Origin of the sequence: uncultured Aquimarina sp. (genome assembly GCF_947500065.1) — a bacterium.
In the GTDB taxonomy this organism is placed as follows: domain Bacteria; phylum Bacteroidota; class Bacteroidia; order Flavobacteriales; family Flavobacteriaceae; genus Aquimarina.
This window is the reverse complement of sequence record NZ_CANMQT010000022.1, coordinates 1-19,948: the sequence shown is the minus strand read 5'-3', so window position 1 is coordinate 19,948 and position 19,948 is coordinate 1. Positions and strand designations below refer to the sequence as shown.

The following is a 19,948-nucleotide window of genomic DNA, read 5'->3' as shown; positions in this document are numbered from 1 at the left end:
GTATCGGATTATCAGATCAATTGGATAGTGAAGTCATTTAAACATTTAAAAATCAAGTTAAATAATTAAAATGTTTAAAGTTCAATCCTTTGTAACTTTGATTCTTTAAAACTCTATAACTTTGAAGCTTAAAAATATGAATGTAATAATAATCGAAGACGAAAAACCTGCTGCCAGAAGATTAAGTCGTATGCTAGATGATCTCGGCATTAAGGTGAATACTATGCTACATTCTGTTAGTGAATCTATCGAATGGTTCAGTAATAATGAGCATCCGGATCTTATCTTTTTAGATATTCAATTAAGTGACGGTCTCTCATTCGAGATATTTGATACCGTTACTATCAAAAGCTCTATTATTTTTACAACTGCCTATGATGAATATGCATTAAAGGCCTTTAAACTAAATAGTATAGATTATATACTGAAACCTATTGATGATGAAGAATTAGAAGCAGCAGTAAAAAAATACAAAGATCAATTACCTTCTACCCAATCATTACAGGTTGATTTTGAAGATATCAAAAAATTATTGGTCAATCCTATGGATAGAGTGTATAAAAAACGTTTTACAGCGCGTGTAGGCCAACATCTTAAAATATTCTCTGTGGAGGAAATTGAATGTTTTTATTCGGAAAACAAAGGCACTTATCTTCATACTAACGAAAACCGAAATTACCTTATTGACACTACCTTAGAATCCTTAGAAAATGAGTTAAATCCACAACAATTCTATCGCGTAAATCGCAAATTCTATATTAATATTAATGCCATTAAAGATATCATATCCTACACCAATTCTAGACTTCAAATAAAGTTGCATCATTTTAATGAACAAGAGATTATTGTGGCTAGAGAACGAGTTAAAGACTTTAAAGATTGGCTAGAATAATAAGAGAACCGTCAAAAATGAACTTTAGGTTACTTAAAAAGCTATTTAAGTATCTTTTCATAATGTCCATAAATTATTCCTCTGGCATTCTTTTAATGTGCAAGAAATTGAAGTTTCCAGAGATTATTTCTTAAAATGGTTAGAATAAGAACACTACTGATTAAAATAGTATCAAAAATGTTTTTATTTTTTTTCAACACAATATCTGTTTCACAATTACCATATACTTTTATCGTTTATAACTAGTAAGACATATCATTTTTATTTGCTACAACACTAACCCATCATGAATTCCTTGAAATGAAAAAAATTATTTTACTAGTTATTATATTCGCTCATACAGTAATCATTACAGCTCAAGTCACTGTTAATGATCCCATAATTCTTGCATATTTCCCTTCTTGGTCTGAGAATTACACTTCGACAAATCAAGATTCTAAATTGAGAAGGATCCCACCTTTTGTCAATTATGTATTCTTAGCTTTTGCAAAACCAGATTTAAGATATACCAAAGACTCCTTTGATATATCAAATACGGGAATCGAGATGTCGTATGATGGATGCACGCTTAAAGAAAGTATTGCCGCGCTTAAAAACAAAGGTATACAAGTAATCTTATCAATCGGTGGAGAAACCTATTGGACTAGTAATACGATTTATGACCAAATAGAGTACCAACAAATAAAGGATCTTGTTGATGATTTTGGATTTGCAGGAATAGATTGGGATTTTGAACCAAATGGATCTTTCGCTAATATAGGAAGTCCGGAAAATGTTCAGCATTTCATTGATTTTTTTAATAACTCCAGAGCTATCATGCCCAGAAGTGAAGGGTATATTCTAGCTTGTGCACCTAGTGGTGTCGGAGCATTAGGAGGTCAAAGTAATAATGACACCGCCTCACCTTATGCTTTTGAAAACAGAAATACACTAACAGGAGAATCTGACACAGAACTCTATAATGGTCCCGCCCAAACAAATGGAATCAATCTATTCGGGTTTTCTGCTACTGGACATATGATACCAGTAATTCAGAGTGTAGGAAACAAAATTGATATTATTGCGTATCAAGGATATAATGCCGGAGGAAGTATGAATAGATCCATTATGTATGATGCATTCGCTTATTATGCGGAACAATATGATTTTAAAGTAGTAGCAGGAATACACTATCCTAATGAACCTTGGGGACCGTATTATGAATATACACATGAAAATGTCGCCTCGTTATCAAATCATATTAAAACACATCCAGATCGTCAAGGTAAAAAAGACGGAATCATGATTTGGCAATTATTATTAGAAGCCGCTAATAGTTCTGCTTATTCTTACCTTAATGTTGCTAGCAAGGTGCTAAATGGTAGCACCGAAGCAACAGCCATATCAGAAGCCAATTCATTCTCTTTGGCTCCTTATAGTGGCGGAGCAGATGGATGCACAACCGGAGGAGGAGATGTATATTGCGGTGTTACCGAATATAATAATACAGCGGATTACCCTACTCCTAATACTAGTGTGTATTACAGTTGCAAAATATGGGAAAACCAATGGTATGCTAATGCAAATGAAATTCCGGGAGAAAACTCAGTTTGGTTAGAAACAGGGAATTGTACTGAAGACTCAGCATGTACCTTAAGTATTAATGAAGAGGAGCTATTAGAAAACATAGCTATATATACCAACAATGGTTTTATTTATATAGAAGAATTATCCAATAAAGATACATTAAAGACTGTACATGTAATTTCTATCTCAGGTCAAAAATTAATGAGTAAATCATTAGATAATGGACGTTTAGAAATAGATATGAGATCACTATCCAAAGGTTTTTATATTCTAGAACTTGATTTTGGGCAGTATCGAATAGGTAAAAAAATTAGTGTTAACTGATATAGACCAAAAAAAACCAGGTTCTTTAGTATCCATTTGAAAAAATACGTATGGTGTAAAAGGTTTTCCGAGAGTGATTTGAGAATACTATCATCTAATCAATGAAAAATGTCCTGTAACGCTGGATTCATTTTGTAGATCCACTCGGAACCAATATTCTGATGATGGCATGTGCCTGCCTTGGTACGTTCCATCCCATCCATTGCTATTTGGGAGTAATTGTTTCAGCAATTTACCATATCGATCAAATATATAAATCGAAGCTGTCGGAAAACTTTCTATACCTTCTACCTGCCACAACTCATGAAAACCATCATTATTCGGAGTAAAATAACTAGGATATACTAATAATAGATATTCCCTTGAATCCATTCCACAACCGTTTATTTCTCTAACCTGAACTTGATATAAACCTCCTTCAACACCTTCAAAAATATTACTATCCTGATAAATTATCCCATCCAGAGAATATTCAAATGCTCCAGAGTTAGTTGTTGTTATAGTGATTAAATCCCCAATCGAGGTAATCGTATCAATGATCGGAGCTGTATTTTCTGTAACGACAATTGTTTTTATACTAGAACACATATTCGTATCGGTAACCGTTACCATATAAGTACCTGCCGTATTTACGTTAATTTGTGATGTAGTTTCTCCAGTACTCCACAAATACATAACATTAATAATACCCGCATCTAATAGTATGCTTTCACCCAAACAAAATGAAATTTCTTCATCCTCAACTTGCGGAGCATCAAAGAAATCCAAAGATACCGCTGTTCGTGTATTAGAAATACATCCAGCTATATCTGAGATTGCCTCTGCATAATAGGTTCCCGCAACCGTAGTAGTATATGAGGTATTATCCGTCAGTAATAGATTCCCTCCTACTACACTATCGTACCAATTAACGCTAATAGAACCTGGAACCGTTACAGAAACGCCCTGATTATCATTATCACAATTTATGACATCTCCATTACTTACGGGTACATTTGGTTGCGGAATGACACTTACTTCATAGATTTCTGATAATGCATTACATAACGGGTTTGCAAGATTGATAGCGTCTTCGGCAACCTTAACTCTATAGAACATCGTAACCGTTATTGCTGGAGTCGCATAAATCGGTGTTGTTTCTCCAGAAATATCTATCCAATTTATACCATCGGTACTTTGTTGCCATTGATACGAATGCGATGTGTAAATTGAAAAATCTGGTGTTGCGGTAAGTGTAACTCCTATAGGTGTATCATTCTCGCATACCTCAATCGCAGTATTACTTTGGATATCCGTAACCGTGATAAAATCACCGCAAGTTCTAAAAATGATATCATCAATGGCAAGATCATTACCGCAACCACCATCTGCATTGTTACTCATTTTTAGAATTACAGAAGTTTGACCTGGTAACGTCTGAAAAACAAGGCCGTATTGTCGCCAAATCGGATTTGCACTAGATGCAATATCACCTGTACTTCCCGAAGCTAATAAATTAGTATCTGAGGTATCCCAAATTTGAAAATTAACATTCACCGGTATTCCTTGACTATTACAGCTGTTAGCAGGTAATAGATTCAGAAGCCAGGAAGAAAACTCATAAGATGTATTCTCACACAATCCTGTAACCGTTCTTCTAAAAAACTCACCAGCTGTGAAACTTGCATTAACGATTAAACTTCTACCATCGGTATCATTTGGTGTATGATCTTGTGTATCATGCCAATCAAAATACCCCGTAAAACTCGAAATCGTATAATCACCATCATTTGGTGTCCCATTTACATAGTTATAAGTTGTACTTGTTAAAGGTAATGCCGGACCGTTAGTTGTCCCTGTACCAAAAGTTTCATTGAATATTGGATCTCCAGAATTCCCATTACAAAATCCTAATTGCGCATTTATTGTGGAAATAGAAAAAAAATAACACATACATGCCAGAATACAAATACCATAATGGGATCGCCTCATATTTCGAATATAGAATATTACCACAACCCAATAACTGTTTTACCAGATAAAGCGCTAACTTTTAAGTATTTTGCAAAATAAAGGTCAATACATTAAATATTTCAAAAAAAATAAAAGTATTACTTACTTTTGAACACATACATATCTATCAGAATGACAACTCACAATACCACATTATTATTCAAGTGCCTTATTTTTTCATTGTTTTTTTTATGGCTAAATTCTTTCAGTATTGCTGCTCAAGAGAGTGATATACAAGATGCATTAGGATATATAGAACAAGCAAATAATTTTTATGATTCAGAGTATTATGAAAAAAGCTTGTCACTCTATAACAAAGCAGAAGAAATAGTTAGAGAATTACACAATGATTCTTTATTGTCTATTATATATACCAGAAAAGGTCATGTTCATCTTAGAGACGGAAAAAATAAAGATGCTCTTAATGCTTATTCAAGAGCATTAGATATTGCAGAATTAACGGAACATAAAGAATTAGAAATCAAAGCGAATTCAGGACTCATAGTTATTCTAAGAAGAATGAATAGACAAAATAAAGCTCTAAAAATTGCGCATCATTCACTTAAAGAAATCCCAAATACTGATTTTCATAGAAAAGGAGGTCACGTTAGTATTTTAGTTCTTACTAGTGAAGTATATCTGGATAAAGCGCAATATGATTCTACGTTGTATTATATAGAAGAGGCCTTAGAAATTAGTAAGGAACTTAACTATAAAGAGGCGATTTTGGACTTATATATTAAAAAAGGAATGGTCTATTATTATCAAAAAAAATACGATAAATCTTTAAATTTTTTATTCAAATCACGGAATATCTTATCTGAAGAAGAAATAAACAACAAGTCTTTTCCAATAATAAATACAAATTATTTCATAGCTGGTTGTTATTATCAACAAGGATATCACGATAAGGCAATTAAGGTATTAGTGAATAGCATAGAAAACTTTGAAGAAACTGATTTCCTAAAACCTCCCGCAATTCGATCTCATTTGCTATTGGCCAATTGTTACAATGAAAAAAAAGAATATGAGAAAGCAAGTCTATGGCACAACAAATACATAACTCTGAATGAATCTTATCAAGAAGATAAAGATCAGACTGTAGATATTATTCACGAGAAAGAAACTGATAAACTTCAAGAGGAAATAACAAGACTTGGCAATGAACAAGTCGAAAACGAAAAAGTAAAAAAGTATACATTTTGGATTCTCTTAATCACATCTACAGCGTTGATTTGCATCATTTTTATGTATATCAAAAAACAACGATCTAATAAAACCTTGTTTGATACATTAATAAAAGAAATTAACAATTTAGAATCGGTTAAACAAACCGCTACCAGCATAAAAGAATCACCGAAAGAGATTATTATTGACGATCAGAAAGTAAACGAAATTATTAAAGGGTTGGAAAAATTAGAATCTCAAGAGTATTTTCTAAAATCGGACTGCAATCTAAGATCCATTGCAAAAAAACTAAAAACCAATGCTACCTATTTATCCAAAACAATAAACACGCACAAGGAAAAAAACTTTACCGAGTATATCAATGATCTTAGAATTGAATATGTATTAAAAAGATTAAAGAATGATAAAAGGTTTAGATCCTACTCTATTCAATCCATCGCTTCAGAGATAGGGTATAAAAGTAGTTATTCATTAGTGAAGCATTTTAAAGCAAAAACGGGTATCAATCCATCCTATTATATTAAACATATTGAAAAACATCATCTAAGCGAAGAAATCAATGTATAATTCTTGACAATTTTAAGCAATTTTGCCATAGATAATTATTATAAACCCTTAAAATAAAATATATTTCTAACGAAATACATTTTTCTTATCTCCGAGTATTCCTGGAAAACAAAGAGAAATATCACTAACCATTAACATCTTCAAAAATGAAAAAAGACGGAACACAAAAAATCAGCCTAAAAAAATTAACAATAGCAAAGATTACTCTGGATTCAATGAGAAAAATAGAAGGAGGTAGTAGTATCATGCCAAGTCAAGTAAAAAATGATGATGGTGTTTGTTTTTATGAACAATAAATATTGGTTCGCTTATAATATCTTTTAACCCTGCAAATTCTGCAGGTTTTTTTTATGGCTATTTTGTTTAAAATGGTCAACCTTAATTATTATAAACCCCTAAAATGAAATATATTTCTAACGAAATACATTTTTCTTATCTCAGAGTATTCTTGGAAGACTAAGAGAAATATAACTAACCATTAACATCTTTAGAAATGAAAAAAGACAGGCAACAAAAAATTACTATCAAAAAGTTAACTATTGCAAGGATCAGTACAGATGCTATGAAACATGTAGAAGGGGGAAGTACTGTTTTAACAAGTCAACAATGGGAAGAAGGTGGAGTGATGCTTCCTTTTTGTTATAACGAAAAATAAATATTGCTTTTTCAAAATATTATTTACCCTGCCAATGTGCAGGGTTTTTTTATGACTATTTTGTTTAAAATGGTCATACTTCATTTTTATCACCATTGATTACCTTCTACTTTAGTATCAGAATCAAAACAGCAATAGCGATTAATTTTGATCAAAGGGATAACCGAAAACCTTAGTAATAGAGTAGGTAATTAAAACATATAATCATGCTTAATAACATTTTAGAATTAAAAGGAGTAACAACATTAAACAAAAAAGAACAGCAAACAATCAAAGCTGGTGTATACTATGGTGATCAATGTCTTAGTCTTTGTGGTGGTAGTTGTTCTTTTGGACATTGTTTCGAACATATCAAGTAATACTAGTAATCCCTGAGTCATAATCTCAGGGATTTTTTTAGTCTTTCTAATTTTAAAATAGTACACAATGATTCATAAAATCTTAAAAGTAGACGGAGTTACCGTTCTTAAAAAAGAACATCAAAAATCAATTCATGGAGGAATCTATGGATGTCAGAATGTAGCAAGAAGATGTATCGATGATAGTGATTGCTGTTCAGGAAGCTGTGGCGTAGAGAAAATAATCAACGGAAACGTTGTTACACTATCAATTTGCTCATTTACCTAAATATTACGAAAAGTGTCAATTCGAGTGTCTACCTCGAGCGGATGTATCGAGAATAGCTTTTTTAAATAAAACACAGACAGAAAACAGCTACTGTCTTAAAATGTTTGCTAACACAAAAAACAATTAAATTTTAACAACATGAAGAAATTAATGCAATTACAAGGGGCTCAAATTTTAAATAAAAAAGAGCAAAAAAATATTAATGGAGGGAACACAGGTATGCAATGTAATACTCACTCGGATTGTAGTATTTTAAACTCCTTACCTTGGGGCGAACACGAAGAATTCTTCTGTTTTTGGGGATATTGCCAAATCATGTAATAGAGTATTTCAACATATTGAGTTACTATAAAAAAGCCAAGAGATAATTAAATCTCTTGGCTTTTTCGGAACAAATAATAATTACTAAAACTAACAATTACTTTCTATATCGCTACGATACCTTGTGTATTGGTATCTGGAAGATTTCCTGATTCTTCTCCTATAAATTCTAAAGATTGACCATTTACTCTATAAATTCCTATGGTTCCGTCTAATCCATACAATTGATATAAATACTGACCATCATCAGAGATCCACATATCTATCCATCCGTCTGTTTGGGCAAAAGCATCTGGACCATTATCTGCTCCACCAGTACCAGTCCCTGAAGCTGCAGTTTGATCAATCAATGCTACAACTCCACTATTAAAGCTATATGATGCTAATCCAGCCTCTATTGCATTAGATACAAAGAATGTACTACCATCTGCTGTAAAATCTAACCAACAAGCTGTTCTCCCTGTATTTCCTTCTCCTGATCGTACATCTAAACTTATTGGATTCAGACTTCCATCTCCTTGAATCTGCCATGTAGAAACAGATCCATCCTGTAAAGCTGGAAACGCTGGCGGCATACCATTAGGCTGAAACTCTCTTGCTTCGGTTACTACCACATAATTATTCCCTACAATCTGAAACCCTATCGCAGACGGAAGGTTTCTTCCTTCAGTATTATCTCTTAAGGTAGATGTTGCTCCCGCTACTTGATTTGCTGATAATGTTCCATCGGTATTTACTGCATATACTGTGATTTCATCTTCATTTCCTGAAGCCAATCCTGCTGCTCCAGCATTTATTGATGCTACTACCAACCAGTTACCATCTGGTGAAAACTGAACAGCAGAAGGTCTATTCGTTAAATTTCTGGTAGATCCTCCTATTGGAGATAAAGTTCCATCTTCTAATAACCAAAAACCTGTTACTGTTCCTTGCTGCGCAGGTTCTCCAGCTGTTAAAAATTCTGATCTTGTAATATTAGATACATACACAATCCCTTTTACACCATCCGCATTACTAGAAGTATATGCAATACTATTTGGTCCATCTGCTCCCGTTGGTTGCGGTGAACCTGCTGCTACTAGAGAAAAGTCATCTTGAATATTAAAAGAAGTGATTGTATTACTACCAGCATTTACAGCCAATAAATTTTTATTATCATCAGTTTTAGTAAGTGCATACGCCGAAATAAGAGGATCTAGTCCTTCACCTCCATCAAAATCGCCTCCATTTCCACCAGTTGAAACTGGACCGATTGGTGTTAATGTACCATCAGCATTTCTTCCATAGGATATAACAGTATTAGCACCTTGTATATTACCAGCCACCTGACCATTACCATTAGTCATTGCATACACAGCACCAACAAAATCACTTGTTTCTCCTCCATCAGGTATAACATCATCATCATCACTACAAGAGGTAAATATCAGTGTTGCGGCCAATAGAGTGTACAAGCTTATTTTTAGATTTTTCATTTTGTTTCTTTTTTGAGTTCTAAGTTTATGTTTACGTTATGCTTCCATCACCACCTTTATAAGACAATGATTAGTTACTTTTACATACTTTCTATTCGGCCGAATACAATGTAAAAATCAAGAAAAGAGGTACTTTAATTTTAAAAAATTCTTGACTGATATTTGGTACGCTTTATTCTTTCCTTACTTACAGATTAAAAAAAAGCAATGGATAAATCAAGGATGAAATAAACCAAAAAAAAGGCGTTAAACACTGTATATAAAGTGTTTAACGCCTTTTTTTTGAGTTATAAATAAAATAAAAACTCAGAATACTTTACAAAAAGATTAACATTTCAACAAGAAGACCTTAACAGCCTATTTCTCTAAGAAATGTTAGCTAGCTAACAAAAAAGGTATAGAAGATATCAGAAGTTTTTAATATTCCCATTGTCTTTTCTTGTTCAATTCTTCTTCTGCATCTAATTCCTCTTGCGGTATTACTTTTAGGAAAGAAGAATGTTGCTCAATAGCAAATTCTAATTTACTGACAATATCATCTATAGAGTCATTTTCGTAATCAAATTTTAGTGGTTCTTTAATTACCATTGATTGGAGAATACCTCGTTTTTTGATTCGGATTCCTTTTTTATCAAAGGATCTTCTGAATCCATCAATCACTATAGGGATTACAATTGGTTTATATTGTCTAATGATATGTGCTGTTCCTTTACGAATAGGCTTAAATGGTTTAGTAGTTCCTTGCGGAAACGTAATCACCCACCCATCTTCTAGAGCTCTTTTGATATTAGTAATATCACTCATCTTTACCTGGCGATTAACATCCTGGCCTTTATCTCTCCAGGTTCTTTCTACAGTAATAGCTCCAGCATAGGCTAATATTTTTGCTAATAATCCAGCATTCATAGTTTCTTTTGCCGCTACATAGTACAAGTTCATTTTTGGTTGCCATAAGTATCCTACATTTTTTATAGAATCCGTACGTCCACTAAGACTCGCATTAAACACGTGAAACATGGCTACTACATCAGCAAAATAGGTCTGATGATTAGATACAAATAACACATTATTATCAGGTAAGTTTTTAAAAATCTCGCTCCCTTCTATTTGTAGCTCATTAAAACCTCTATATCGTCTATGGGTAAGTGTTCCCATAATACGGATAAGCCATTTTTTTAGAAATAATATATGTCCAAAAGGATTTCTCTTAAATAATCCCATAAATAATTTTTCGATTTTTCAGTATCTATTATTTTCCAACAACACAAAAAAGTTGCTGACTATCAGGTAGTTCTATTTAAAACTACTCACAATTAATTAAATAACAGATAACATTTCAGTTAAATTCTTCTAAATATTAAGAAGAAAATGGGAGCCAAATATACAAAATCATACCTCCAACGCAGATTTTAAGAGCATTTTAAGTTCACTAAGCATCATAGCAGTAGCTCCCCAAACTACATAACCATTTAGTTCAAAGGATGGTACTTCGATATTTTCTGCATAAGAAGTCGATAATTTTTTAGAAATCACTTTACTTTCATCCAATAATTGTGTTATCGGTACCTCTATCACTTCTGCTACTTCTTCTTCCTGACGAACAAAATCTGGTTTTTTCATGGTCCATCCAAGAAAAGGATGTACCCAAAAATTAGATGGAGGAATATAAACTTTCGTAAGCTGTTTCAATACCTCAACTGAGTCTGATTTAACACCTATTTCCTCCCAGGTTTCTCGTAATGCAGCAGATTCATAATTTTTATCAAATTCTTCCACCTTTCCTCCTGGCAATGCTACCTGACCAGAATGTACTCCTTCATAAGTTGGACGTAAAATTAGTGCCAAATACGTAATTCCTTCCTTAGGATAGAAAAACATAAGCACTGCAGCATTCCTGGGATTCTTTTCTTCTATCTTAATTTTATATAGTTCTTGCTTTCGAATTTCGGGAGCCATAATAAAATGAGAAGACTCTCCAGGTACTGACATTTTCTGTATTTTTGGAATCAAACTTTTAAATGTTTCGAATGTCATTTACCAGAGTAATTTTAGTATTTAGTTGTGTTGGTCTTTTTATGTTCTATAGTTGTGAAGATACACAATCTAAAAAAAACAAACAGCCTACAATCAAAAACGAAAAAAGTATTTCTTTGGAAAAACCTAATTACCAGAATGATACAATAAAAACAGAAATACAAGAAAAAACCGACAGTTCATCCGTTTTAGATCAAGACCTCTTTAAACTTACCAATAAAAACATGAAGGATTTCTTACTACAATATGGTAAAGAAAATCCTGAAACTCTTGTTCGTATCAATACCAAATTTGGAGATATTCATATCGAGCTTTATAAACAATCTCCACTGCATCGTGCAAATTTTATTTATTTGGTTAAACAAAAGTACTTTGATGAAACTTTTTTTTATCGAGTTGCTAAGGGATTTGTCATTCAAGGTGGAAATAGTGACCGCAATCAAATGGCACAAAAACGTCATGACATTGGCGATTATACCTTACCACAAGAACCCATTAAGGGATTAAAACACAATCGCGGGTCTGTAGCGTTATCAAAACAATGGGTCAATAATCCTTCTAATCGATCCACACCATATGAATTCTTTATTGTGATTGCAAAACAAGGAGCTCATCATCTAAATGGAGAACATACCATATTTGGTAAAGTAGTAAAAGGAATGAATGTAGCTGATAAAATCTCTAATGTACCTGTGGATGGAAGTGAATGGCCAAAAGAGAATATCTTTATTAAAGCAGAAGTGATTAAATAAATAGCTGTCTAAAAAATTATAGTGATATTTTTTTTTAAACAGCTATCATCAATAATTTTAGCAAGGATCGGCTATTGTTTCACATTGACAGGTATTACGAGTACCTACAGCATCCTTTACTCGCTCCTTATACGGCCCCATAGGATGTGCTAACCCTCCTTTTAACTTTGAAATAGTTTCTTTACGTAATTCTAAGTGCTTAAAGCTCTTCGTTTTCATGATATAAGATTTTATGATTTATATCAGTATATCAATAAGCCTAAAAAATTGTTACCCTAAAAAAGAAAAAAATTACAACCTCTACTTCTGAGTAAAATAATTATAGTCCTCTAATACCTTAGCAAGAAATTGTACGGGCTTCTCCTGAGGTTTAATTTGCATAAGATCACTTACTTTATGAGAAAGTTGTAAAATAACATTATGATTTCCATTTCTTCTGGCGTCTTGATAAATCCCCTTTATTTTACGCATTTCTGTATCACTAAAAACAGTTACTTGCGGATATACTGGTTTATAATCATCCGGAATATCTACTAAAATGGTTTGATGAAATTTCACTTTCTGCTTCTCACTTATTACGGTTGTTCCTGCAGCCATGTCTCCAAGTCGCTGTCCGGTTCCCTTAAAAAGAATTGCAACAACTGCAATCCCACCTGACGCTAAAGTAATATCAAGCAGTCTAAGTAACCATCTAGTAAGATACCCAGAAAAAGCTGGTCTGGAACCATCCAATCGTACTACTCTAAGCTTCATAGTAGCCTTTCCGGGAGTTCTTCCATTCCAAAAAGTTTCCCATAATAAAAAGTATAAAAAAGGAGGTAGTCCAATCATTAACCAGAATGCCCATTGATCTCCAACATCTAAATCCAAAGCAGCAATAAAAAAAAGTGCGACTATAAAATAGGCTATTATAATCAAGAGATCTATTAAGTATGCCAAGATTCGTTCACCTATTCCAGCAGCATTTTGCTGTATACTCACATTTTGAGCAGTTTCTATTTGAAAATTATCCATTAATTATGTTTCTTTGAAGCTCCTAATTTTTGATCCATGCGTGAGGCGGCTTTTGTGAAGCAAAATAAAGATAAATGGTTAAAATTTGAAAGTGTTCTGCTTAATAATGCACAAATAACTCCAGATGAACTTTCCAGTTTGTATATTGAGATCACTGATCATTTAAGTTACGCAAGAACTTTCTACCCCAACAGTCAGACATTCAACTACTTAAACGGACTAGCTTCTAATGCACATCAAAAAATTTATAAAACTAAAAAAGAAAAGAAAAATCGATTTTACTCATTTTGGGTAAAAGAGTTTCCCTTAGAATTTTATAAATATCAGCGACAGCTTCTGATTGCATTTTTAATTTCAGCACTTTTTACGGCTATAGGAGTCTATTCTTCTGCTACCGATGGAGCATTTGTTAGATCAATTCTAGGAGATGGATATGTTAATATGACATTAGAGAACATAGAGAACGATGATCCAATGGCTGTGTATAAGAAAATGGGAGAAACAAATATGTTTCTAGGGATTACGATAAATAACATTAGAGTTGCGTTAAACTGTTTTATATTGGGTATCATGCTCGGAATAGGTACTATTTATATGCTGATGCAAAACTTCATTATGCTAGGTGCTTTCCAATATTTCTTTTATGAAAAAGGGCTCTTATGGGAAAGTGCTCGCACCATATGGATCCACGGAACTATTGAAATATCAGTGATTATTATAGCGGGATGTGCTGGATTAGTCGTTGGTAATTCTATTTTATTCCCAAAAACATATACACGTCTTACTTCATTTGTAAGAGGTGTTAAAGCAGGACTAAAAATAGTAATAAGTACAATTCCTTTCTTTATCATTGCAGGTTTCTTAGAAGGTTTTGTAACTCGACATACAGAAATGCCAGATTGGCTTGCAATAGTAATTATTACGGGATCTTTAGGGTTAATCCTTTTTTATTACGTAATCTACCCTAGACAATTATATAAAAAATCATTACATGAATAATCAATACATAGATTTTAAGAAGAAAAGAGAACTTGGAGATATCCTCACGGATGTTTTTGCATTTTTAAGAACCAATTTTAAACCTTTATTTTCTGTTTTATTTAAAACATCGGGTATTGTATTTATTGTGATGTTACTTGCTATAGGTTATTACACCTATGCGTCATCTAACTTATTAGATCCATTTAATATTGGAGGCAATTCGCAAATGTTTAATTCTGGAGCAATAATAATAGCTTTACTAGTTATGCTTATGAGTGTCTTACTTTTTTATGGGTTAATGTTTGGAACAGTATTACACTACATCAAAGTATATGTCGATAACAATGGAGTAATTAACCAAAAAACTATTGTTGATGGAGTAAAAAATGACGTAGGAAGTATTATCGGCCTTGCTATTCTTTCATCTATAATGACCGGAATAGGGCTTGCATTATGTATTATACCTGGAATATATCTTTATGTACCTCTTAGTCTTGTTTTTCCTATTCTTATTTTTCGTAAATCAGCTGTGTTTGATGCTATTGGTGAAAGTTTTGAATTAGTAAAAAATGAATGGTGGATTACTTTTGCTACACTTCTGGTAATTGGAATATTATCCTATATCATAAGCATGGTGTTTTCCATTCCTGCTATAATGTATACTTTCTTTAAAACATTTACAGCAGCATCAGAAGGAACTTTTTCAGATCCATCTTCGATGTTTGACTGGGTATTTATTGTACTTAACACCATCGCATCTGTTATTCAATACATCATAATATATCTTTTTACGTCAATTTCTAGCGCATTTATATATTTTAATCTAAACGAAAGAAAGCATCATACAGGAACATTAGAGCAGATTGACTCTTTAGGTAAATCCGAATAACTTGAAAATACTACTATACTTTCTATTACTCACAGTATCCTTTTCTGTGTCCGCCAAGATTCAAGACAGTACGACTGTTGTAGCATCTCAAGAGATCCTATATGATCTTGATTCCGCTAAAGAAGTTAGAAAGTTTAGTGCTGATAAAATTGAGGAATTACGTAATGATGACGACTTCAATTATACAGAATATGAAGAACCTGATAATATCTGGACACAATTCAAAAAATGGCTTGGACAACTTTGGAGCAGGTTTTTCCAATGGGTATTCGGTGTAGGAGAAGTTACTGGTTTCTGGGCTGTTATACTTACACTATTACCATATTTAATTATCATCGGTGTACTATTTTTGCTAGGTTGGTTATTTATGAAAGTAAACCCTAGAGATATGCTTTTTGAAAAACAAGAAGTCCCTCAGGTTATACTAACTGAGGATGAAGATATCATACAGAACCAAGACATTCAACAATTGATAGAATTGGCACTAAGAGAAAATAACTATAGATTGGCAATCAGGTATTATTATCTTTCCGTACTAAAAAAATTATCAGATTCGGAACTAATCGACTGGGAATCTCAAAAAACAAATACGGATTATATAAAAGAACTTACAGATGATTCCTTAAAAAATAAATTTCAAAACATCACGCGATTATATGACTTTATCTGGTATGGTAGTTTTGAAGTTGATGAAAAATCATTTCATAAGGCACAACAAAAATTTAAATCAATCACTAACAGTATAAGCTCATAATTTGCTAAATAAGAAGTCTAAAATATTCATCATTATTATCATAGCAGTCATAGGTTTGCTTACTTTTTTGGAGGCTAGCGAACCAGAACCTATTAACTGGTTTCCTAGCTATGCTAAGACCGATAAAATTCCTTTAGGAACCTTTGTCTCTTATAATATGATGAAAGAAACTTTTGATGAAGGCAAATTAAAAGATGTTAATCAGCCTCCTTATGAGTTTTTACTAGATAATGATACCATAAATGGGACGTACTTTTTTGTTAATGGATCTATTGGTTTTGATGATAGCGAATTAGATAGAATATTAAATTGGGTTGAAAAAGGGAATACGTTATTTGTATCTGCAAAATCAATTGGTAGCAACCTACTAGATACGCTATTAATTGACACAGATAACTTAATATCTCTAGACGATATTTCTACACAACCTATAGTAGAATTGACAAATAAAAGTCTAAAAACAGAGACACCTTATCACTATGATCGTGATGTACAAAATCCTTATTTTAGTGAGGTAGACACCATGAACACAACGGTTCTTGGAGTTACACAATTATATAATGATACATTACAAATCAAAGATCCAAGATTAAACTACATCAAACAATCATTTGGTGATGGGGAAATATTGCTTCATTCTTTTCCCGAAGCCTTCGGAAATTATTTTATGTTAACCGATGATAATTATAAATACACTCAGAATTTGTTATCATATATCGATCCGACCCAACAAATTCTATGGGATAATCACTATAAATCTGGAAAAAAATTCTATTCATCTCCTTTGTTTTTCTTATTACAAAACAGATATCTAAAATGGGCATACTACATCTTAATTTTAGGTGTATTACTTTTTGTAATTTTTGAAGGAAAACGAAAACAAAGAAGTATTCCAATTATTGAACCTCTGAAAAATCAAACATTAGCGTTTACACGAACTATTAGCGCAATGTATTATGAAAAGGAGAAACACAAAGAAATTGTAGAAAAACAAAATCTTCTTTTTCTAGACTATGTCCATCACGACCTTAGAATACCAACAAATACATTAGATGAAAAAACATTATTAGATATTTCTGCTAGAAGTAATAACGATTTAGAAGACACTAAAAAACTATTTAGGTATTTTGAAGAACTCAACCGGAAAAGAATTATTACAAAAGAAGAATTAATTCGATTATATGATATGATAAACGAATTTAAAAACAAATCACAACAATAAAGATATAGAACCATCTCTAACGGAGAATAAATGAAATCATATGGAAAACGAAGAGTTACAAAATGATGCTTTAGAGAATACTTCCCAGGAAGGACAAGAAAATACTACTCCTACTGATAATCCGCAAGAAATTCCTGCAACTGATGCTACTTCAGAAAAAATCAATTTTGAGAATCGCATTGATCTAAGCGAATTACAGCAAGCTGTAGAAAAACTAAAAACTGAATTAGCGAAAGTGATTGTTGGTCAACAGGACTTTATTGAACTATTGATCGTATCACTCTTATCTAATGGTCACGTGCTTATCGAAGGAGTTCCGGGAATTGCCAAAACAGTTACAGCAAAACTATTTGCTAAAACATTGGAGACAGCATTTAATAGAATTCAGTTTACTCCGGATCTAATGCCTAGTGATGTTTTAGGTACCTCTGTACTAAATATGAAAACTAGTGATTTCGAATTTAAGAAAGGTCCTATATTTTCTAACATGGTATTAATTGATGAAATCAATCGTGCTCCTGCTAAAACACAAGCTGCCTTATTTGAGGTTATGGAAGAACGACAAGTAACTATTGATGGTATACGGTATGTTATGGAACCTCCTTTTATGGTTTTAGCGACACAAAATCCAATTGAGCAAGAAGGTACCTACGCGCTACCAGAAGCTCAGCTTGATCGATTTTTATTTAAAATCAAAGTAGATTACCCATCATTACAAGAAGAGGTAGCTATTCTTAAAACACATCATGAGAGAAAATCTCAAAAACCATTAGAAATGGTAAATGCTGTGATGACACCAGAAAAGCTCGAAGAATATAAGAGAAAAACTCAGGAAATTATTATAGAAGAAAAGATTCTAGGATATATTGCAGAGATCGTTACCAAAACGAGAACACATCCGCACCTTTATCTTGGTGGTTCTCCACGTGCTTCCATAGCCGTTATGAACGCTTCAAAAGCATTTGCTGCAATCAATGGTAGAGACTTTGTCACTCCAGAGGATATTAAAAAATCTTTATTCCCTGTATTGCGTCATCGTATCATATTATCTCCTGAACGCGAAATGGAAGGAATGACTACAGAAAATGTTATTGAGATGATATTACAATCAGTAGAAATACCACGCTAGTTTTGATTAAATTATATAAATCCTTATACCTAAGCCTACGAGTATTTTATATACTCGCCATCCTATCGGTACTATTTTTAGTTTCGTATTGGTTTAATGCATTATATCCATTAGCTTGGTTATTAGTATGGGGATTGGTTATTACTTTTCTATTTGATGTTATTATTTTGTTTAATACTAAAAAAGGCATCGAAGCTAATAGGTTACTCCCCGAAAAATTTTCGAATAGTGACTTTAATGCGATTCCAGTTAGAGTCAAAAACAACTATTCATTTACTACTTATACCCAAATAATTGATGAAATTCCTATTCAATTTCAAAAACGTGATTTTTTAAAAACAGGTACTATTGAACCGAAGTCTACATTAGATTTCGAATATTCCTTGCGTCCTGTTAAACGAGGTGAGTATACTTTTGGTCATTTGCATATTTATACAATGACTAAAATCAGCTTGGTTAAGAGACGCTATAGTTTTGATAAATCAGCAATGGTAAAGGTATATCCCTCTTTTATCCAAATGAAGAAATACGATTTTCTGGCTATCGATAATAAATTAACTCAGTTCGGACTTAAAAAAATCAGACGCATAGGTCACACTATGGAGTTTGAACAAATCAAAGAATATGTTATTGGTGATGATGTGCGAACTATTAATTGGAAAGCCACTGCTAAGCACGGAAATCTGATGATTAATCAATTTCAGGATGAAAAATCCCAACCGATTTATTCTATAATTGATGAAAGTCGGGTAATGAAAATGCCTTTCAAAGAGTTAAGTTTATTAGATTATGCAGTCAATAGCACATTAGCTTTCTCTAATATCGCTCTTAAGAAAAATGACAAAGTAGGAATGCTTACTTTTTCTAATACAGTTAGTAATTTCTTACCTGCAAGTAGAAAGAAAACATATATTAATAATGTATCTGAAACATTATATAATGTCAAAACACAGTTTCTTGATGCCGACTTTGGATTATTATATAGTCATGTCAAAAGACAAGTAAATCATCGTAGTCTTTTATTATTATATACTAATTTTGAGCATATTTCTGCCTTAAAAAGGCAACTTCCCTATTTACAGGCGCTAGCCAAAAAGCATCTTTTGGTTGTGATTTTCTTTGAGAATACTGAGTTAAATCAACTGATAGATCATAATGCAGAGGATTTACAAGGAATCTATGATCAAACAATTGCACAGCAATTCGCTTATGACAAAAAGATTATGGTTAAAGAACTACAAAGGCATGGAATCCAAACGGTTTTAACCTCACCAGAAGACTTAACCGTAAATACGATCAACAAATATTTAGAGATTAAAGCTAGAGGACTTTTGTAATTATAATTTCGGGTTTTAGATTTTAGATTGACGATTTTAATATATAAATCTCTCCAATACTCAAATCCTAATCCACTCAACAACTCACCTACTCAAACACTCACACACTCACACACTCACACACTCACCTACTCAAACACTCAAACACTCAAACACTCACACACTCACACACTCACACACTCACACACTCACACACTCACACACTCACACACTCACACACTCACACACT

Annotated in this window: 21 protein-coding genes; 15 read left to right on the top strand and 6 right to left on the bottom strand. The window is 32.7% G+C overall.

Going from position 1 to position 19,948, the window contains the following annotated elements; genetic code table 11:
- The first annotated feature begins 136 nt into the window (after positions 1-136).
- Together Q0975_RS27715 and Q0975_RS27710 are read left to right on the top strand one after the other, a co-directional pair.
- Positions 137-892 (top strand): LytTR family DNA-binding domain-containing protein, encoded by a 756-nt coding sequence (locus tag Q0975_RS27715; RefSeq protein ID WP_299444023.1) that lies wholly within the window; start codon positions 137-139, stop codon positions 890-892.
- A gap of 300 nt (positions 893-1,192) precedes the next feature.
- Complete coding sequence (locus Q0975_RS27710; RefSeq protein ID WP_299444020.1) at positions 1,193-2,782, top strand: glycosyl hydrolase family 18 protein; 1,590 nt, start codon at positions 1,193-1,195, stop codon at positions 2,780-2,782.
- A gap of 90 nt (positions 2,783-2,872) precedes the next feature.
- On the opposite strand, the gene Q0975_RS27705 is transcribed toward Q0975_RS27710, so the two are convergent.
- Positions 2,873-4,753, bottom strand: coding sequence for a T9SS type B sorting domain-containing protein (locus Q0975_RS27705; RefSeq protein WP_299444017.1), 1,881 nt, complete (start codon positions 4,751-4,753; stop codon positions 2,873-2,875).
- Positions 4,754-4,906: 153 nt separating this feature from the next.
- Here Q0975_RS27705 and Q0975_RS27700 point away from each other — a divergent pair, with 153 nt between their 5' ends.
- The 6 genes from Q0975_RS27700 to Q0975_RS27675 all read left to right on the top strand — a co-directional run bounded on the left by Q0975_RS27700 (position 4,907) and on the right by Q0975_RS27675 (position 8,132).
- Entirely contained in the window at positions 4,907-6,529 is a 1,623-nt protein-coding gene (locus Q0975_RS27700) for a helix-turn-helix domain-containing protein (RefSeq protein ID WP_299444014.1), read from the top strand.
- 146 nt (positions 6,530-6,675) lie between these two features.
- On the top strand, positions 6,676-6,825 hold the full coding sequence (locus Q0975_RS27695; RefSeq protein ID WP_299444011.1) for a hypothetical protein: 150 nt from the start codon (positions 6,676-6,678) through the stop codon (positions 6,823-6,825).
- Positions 6,826-7,022: 197 nt separating this feature from the next.
- Positions 7,023-7,184, top strand: a complete 162-nt coding sequence (locus Q0975_RS27690) for a class I lanthipeptide (protein WP_299444008.1) — start codon at positions 7,023-7,025, stop codon at positions 7,182-7,184.
- A 206-nt stretch (positions 7,185-7,390) separates the two neighbouring features.
- Positions 7,391-7,543: a hypothetical protein gene (locus Q0975_RS27685; protein WP_299444005.1), complete on the top strand. Its 153-nt coding sequence runs from the start codon at positions 7,391-7,393 to the stop codon at positions 7,541-7,543.
- A 67-nt stretch (positions 7,544-7,610) separates the two neighbouring features.
- Positions 7,611-7,811, top strand: a complete 201-nt coding sequence (locus Q0975_RS27680; RefSeq protein WP_299444002.1) for a hypothetical protein — start codon at positions 7,611-7,613, stop codon at positions 7,809-7,811.
- Between the two features lie 138 nt (positions 7,812-7,949).
- Positions 7,950-8,132 carry a hypothetical protein gene (locus tag Q0975_RS27675; protein WP_299443999.1) on the top strand — a complete coding sequence of 61 codons (183 nt, stop codon included), beginning with the start codon at positions 7,950-7,952 and terminating at the stop codon, positions 8,130-8,132.
- Positions 8,133-8,236: 104 nt separating this feature from the next.
- Here the strand turns inward: Q0975_RS27675 and Q0975_RS27670 are convergent, their stop codons facing one another.
- The 3 genes from Q0975_RS27670 to Q0975_RS27660 form a co-directional block, all read right to left on the bottom strand.
- The gene (locus tag Q0975_RS27670) at positions 8,237-9,607 is read right to left on the bottom strand and encodes a beta-propeller fold lactonase family protein (RefSeq protein ID WP_299443996.1); all 1,371 of its coding nucleotides are present in this window, start codon (positions 9,605-9,607) and stop codon (positions 8,237-8,239) included.
- 417 nt (positions 9,608-10,024) lie between these two features.
- On the bottom strand, positions 10,025-10,828 hold the full coding sequence (locus tag Q0975_RS27665; protein ID WP_299443993.1) for a lysophospholipid acyltransferase family protein: 804 nt from the start codon (positions 10,826-10,828) through the stop codon (positions 10,025-10,027).
- 168 nt (positions 10,829-10,996) lie between these two features.
- Positions 10,997-11,596, bottom strand: coding sequence for a CoA pyrophosphatase (locus Q0975_RS27660; protein ID WP_299443990.1), 600 nt, complete (start codon positions 11,594-11,596; stop codon positions 10,997-10,999).
- A gap of 38 nt (positions 11,597-11,634) precedes the next feature.
- Between Q0975_RS27660 and Q0975_RS27655 the strand changes: the two genes are divergently transcribed.
- On the top strand, positions 11,635-12,393 hold the full coding sequence (locus Q0975_RS27655) for a peptidylprolyl isomerase (protein ID WP_299443987.1): 759 nt from the start codon (positions 11,635-11,637) through the stop codon (positions 12,391-12,393).
- Positions 12,394-12,450: 57 nt separating this feature from the next.
- On the opposite strand, the gene Q0975_RS27650 is transcribed toward Q0975_RS27655, so the two are convergent.
- Complete coding sequence (locus tag Q0975_RS27650) at positions 12,451-12,612, bottom strand: hypothetical protein (RefSeq protein WP_299443984.1); 162 nt, start codon at positions 12,610-12,612, stop codon at positions 12,451-12,453.
- An 81-nt stretch (positions 12,613-12,693) separates the two neighbouring features.
- The gene (locus Q0975_RS27645) at positions 12,694-13,407 is read right to left on the bottom strand and encodes an RDD family protein (protein ID WP_299443981.1); all 714 of its coding nucleotides are present in this window, start codon (positions 13,405-13,407) and stop codon (positions 12,694-12,696) included.
- Between the two features lie 36 nt (positions 13,408-13,443).
- On the opposite strand from Q0975_RS27645, the gene Q0975_RS27640 reads away from it, so the two are divergent.
- From Q0975_RS27640 to Q0975_RS27615, 6 genes are read left to right on the top strand one after another with little or no spacing between them, the layout of a single operon-like run.
- Positions 13,444-14,406 carry a stage II sporulation protein M gene (locus Q0975_RS27640; protein ID WP_299443978.1) on the top strand — a complete coding sequence of 321 codons (963 nt, stop codon included), beginning with the start codon at positions 13,444-13,446 and terminating at the stop codon, positions 14,404-14,406.
- On the top strand, positions 14,399-15,277 hold the full coding sequence (locus Q0975_RS27635) for a hypothetical protein (protein WP_299443975.1): 879 nt from the start codon (positions 14,399-14,401) through the stop codon (positions 15,275-15,277). The genes Q0975_RS27640 and Q0975_RS27635 overlap by 8 nt, the downstream gene beginning before the upstream one ends.
- Before the next feature lies 1 nt (position 15,278).
- Positions 15,279-16,031: a DUF4129 domain-containing protein gene (locus Q0975_RS27630; protein ID WP_299443972.1), complete on the top strand. Its 753-nt coding sequence runs from the start codon at positions 15,279-15,281 to the stop codon at positions 16,029-16,031.
- Position 16,032: 1 nt separating this feature from the next.
- Positions 16,033-17,253 (top strand): DUF4350 domain-containing protein, encoded by a 1,221-nt coding sequence (locus Q0975_RS27625; RefSeq protein ID WP_299443969.1) that lies wholly within the window; start codon positions 16,033-16,035, stop codon positions 17,251-17,253.
- 40 nt (positions 17,254-17,293) lie between these two features.
- The gene (locus Q0975_RS27620; protein WP_299443966.1) at positions 17,294-18,382 is read left to right on the top strand and encodes a MoxR family ATPase; all 1,089 of its coding nucleotides are present in this window, start codon (positions 17,294-17,296) and stop codon (positions 18,380-18,382) included.
- A 2-nt stretch (positions 18,383-18,384) separates the two neighbouring features.
- Positions 18,385-19,719: a DUF58 domain-containing protein gene (locus tag Q0975_RS27615; RefSeq protein WP_299443963.1), complete on the top strand. Its 1,335-nt coding sequence runs from the start codon at positions 18,385-18,387 to the stop codon at positions 19,717-19,719.
- Positions 19,720-19,948: the final 229 nt, after the last annotated feature.

Coding starts and splice junctions, on each gene's coding strand:
- Q0975_RS27715 (WP_299444023.1), top strand. CDS start 137: ATGAATGTAATAATAATCGAAGACGAAAAACCTGCTGCCAGAAGATTA.
- Q0975_RS27710 (WP_299444020.1), top strand. CDS start 1,193: ATGAAAAAAATTATTTTACTAGTTATTATATTCGCTCATACAGTAATC.
- Q0975_RS27705 (WP_299444017.1), bottom strand. CDS start 4,753: ATGAGGCGATCCCATTATGGTATTTGTATTCTGGCATGTATGTGTTAT.
- Q0975_RS27700 (WP_299444014.1), top strand. CDS start 4,907: ATGACAACTCACAATACCACATTATTATTCAAGTGCCTTATTTTTTCA.
- Q0975_RS27695 (WP_299444011.1), top strand. CDS start 6,676: ATGAAAAAAGACGGAACACAAAAAATCAGCCTAAAAAAATTAACAATA.
- Q0975_RS27690 (WP_299444008.1), top strand. CDS start 7,023: ATGAAAAAAGACAGGCAACAAAAAATTACTATCAAAAAGTTAACTATT.
- Q0975_RS27685 (WP_299444005.1), top strand. CDS start 7,391: ATGCTTAATAACATTTTAGAATTAAAAGGAGTAACAACATTAAACAAA.
- Q0975_RS27680 (WP_299444002.1), top strand. CDS start 7,611: ATGATTCATAAAATCTTAAAAGTAGACGGAGTTACCGTTCTTAAAAAA.
- Q0975_RS27675 (WP_299443999.1), top strand. CDS start 7,950: ATGAAGAAATTAATGCAATTACAAGGGGCTCAAATTTTAAATAAAAAA.
- Q0975_RS27670 (WP_299443996.1), bottom strand. CDS start 9,607: ATGAAAAATCTAAAAATAAGCTTGTACACTCTATTGGCCGCAACACTG.
- Q0975_RS27665 (WP_299443993.1), bottom strand. CDS start 10,828: ATGGGATTATTTAAGAGAAATCCTTTTGGACATATATTATTTCTAAAA.
- Q0975_RS27660 (WP_299443990.1), bottom strand. CDS start 11,596: ATGTCAGTACCTGGAGAGTCTTCTCATTTTATTATGGCTCCCGAAATT.
- Q0975_RS27655 (WP_299443987.1), top strand. CDS start 11,635: ATGTCATTTACCAGAGTAATTTTAGTATTTAGTTGTGTTGGTCTTTTT.
- Q0975_RS27650 (WP_299443984.1), bottom strand. CDS start 12,612: ATGAAAACGAAGAGCTTTAAGCACTTAGAATTACGTAAAGAAACTATT.
- Q0975_RS27645 (WP_299443981.1), bottom strand. CDS start 13,407: ATGGATAATTTTCAAATAGAAACTGCTCAAAATGTGAGTATACAGCAA.
- Q0975_RS27640 (WP_299443978.1), top strand. CDS start 13,444: ATGCGTGAGGCGGCTTTTGTGAAGCAAAATAAAGATAAATGGTTAAAA.
- Q0975_RS27635 (WP_299443975.1), top strand. CDS start 14,399: ATGAATAATCAATACATAGATTTTAAGAAGAAAAGAGAACTTGGAGAT.
- Q0975_RS27620 (WP_299443966.1), top strand. CDS start 17,294: ATGGAAAACGAAGAGTTACAAAATGATGCTTTAGAGAATACTTCCCAG.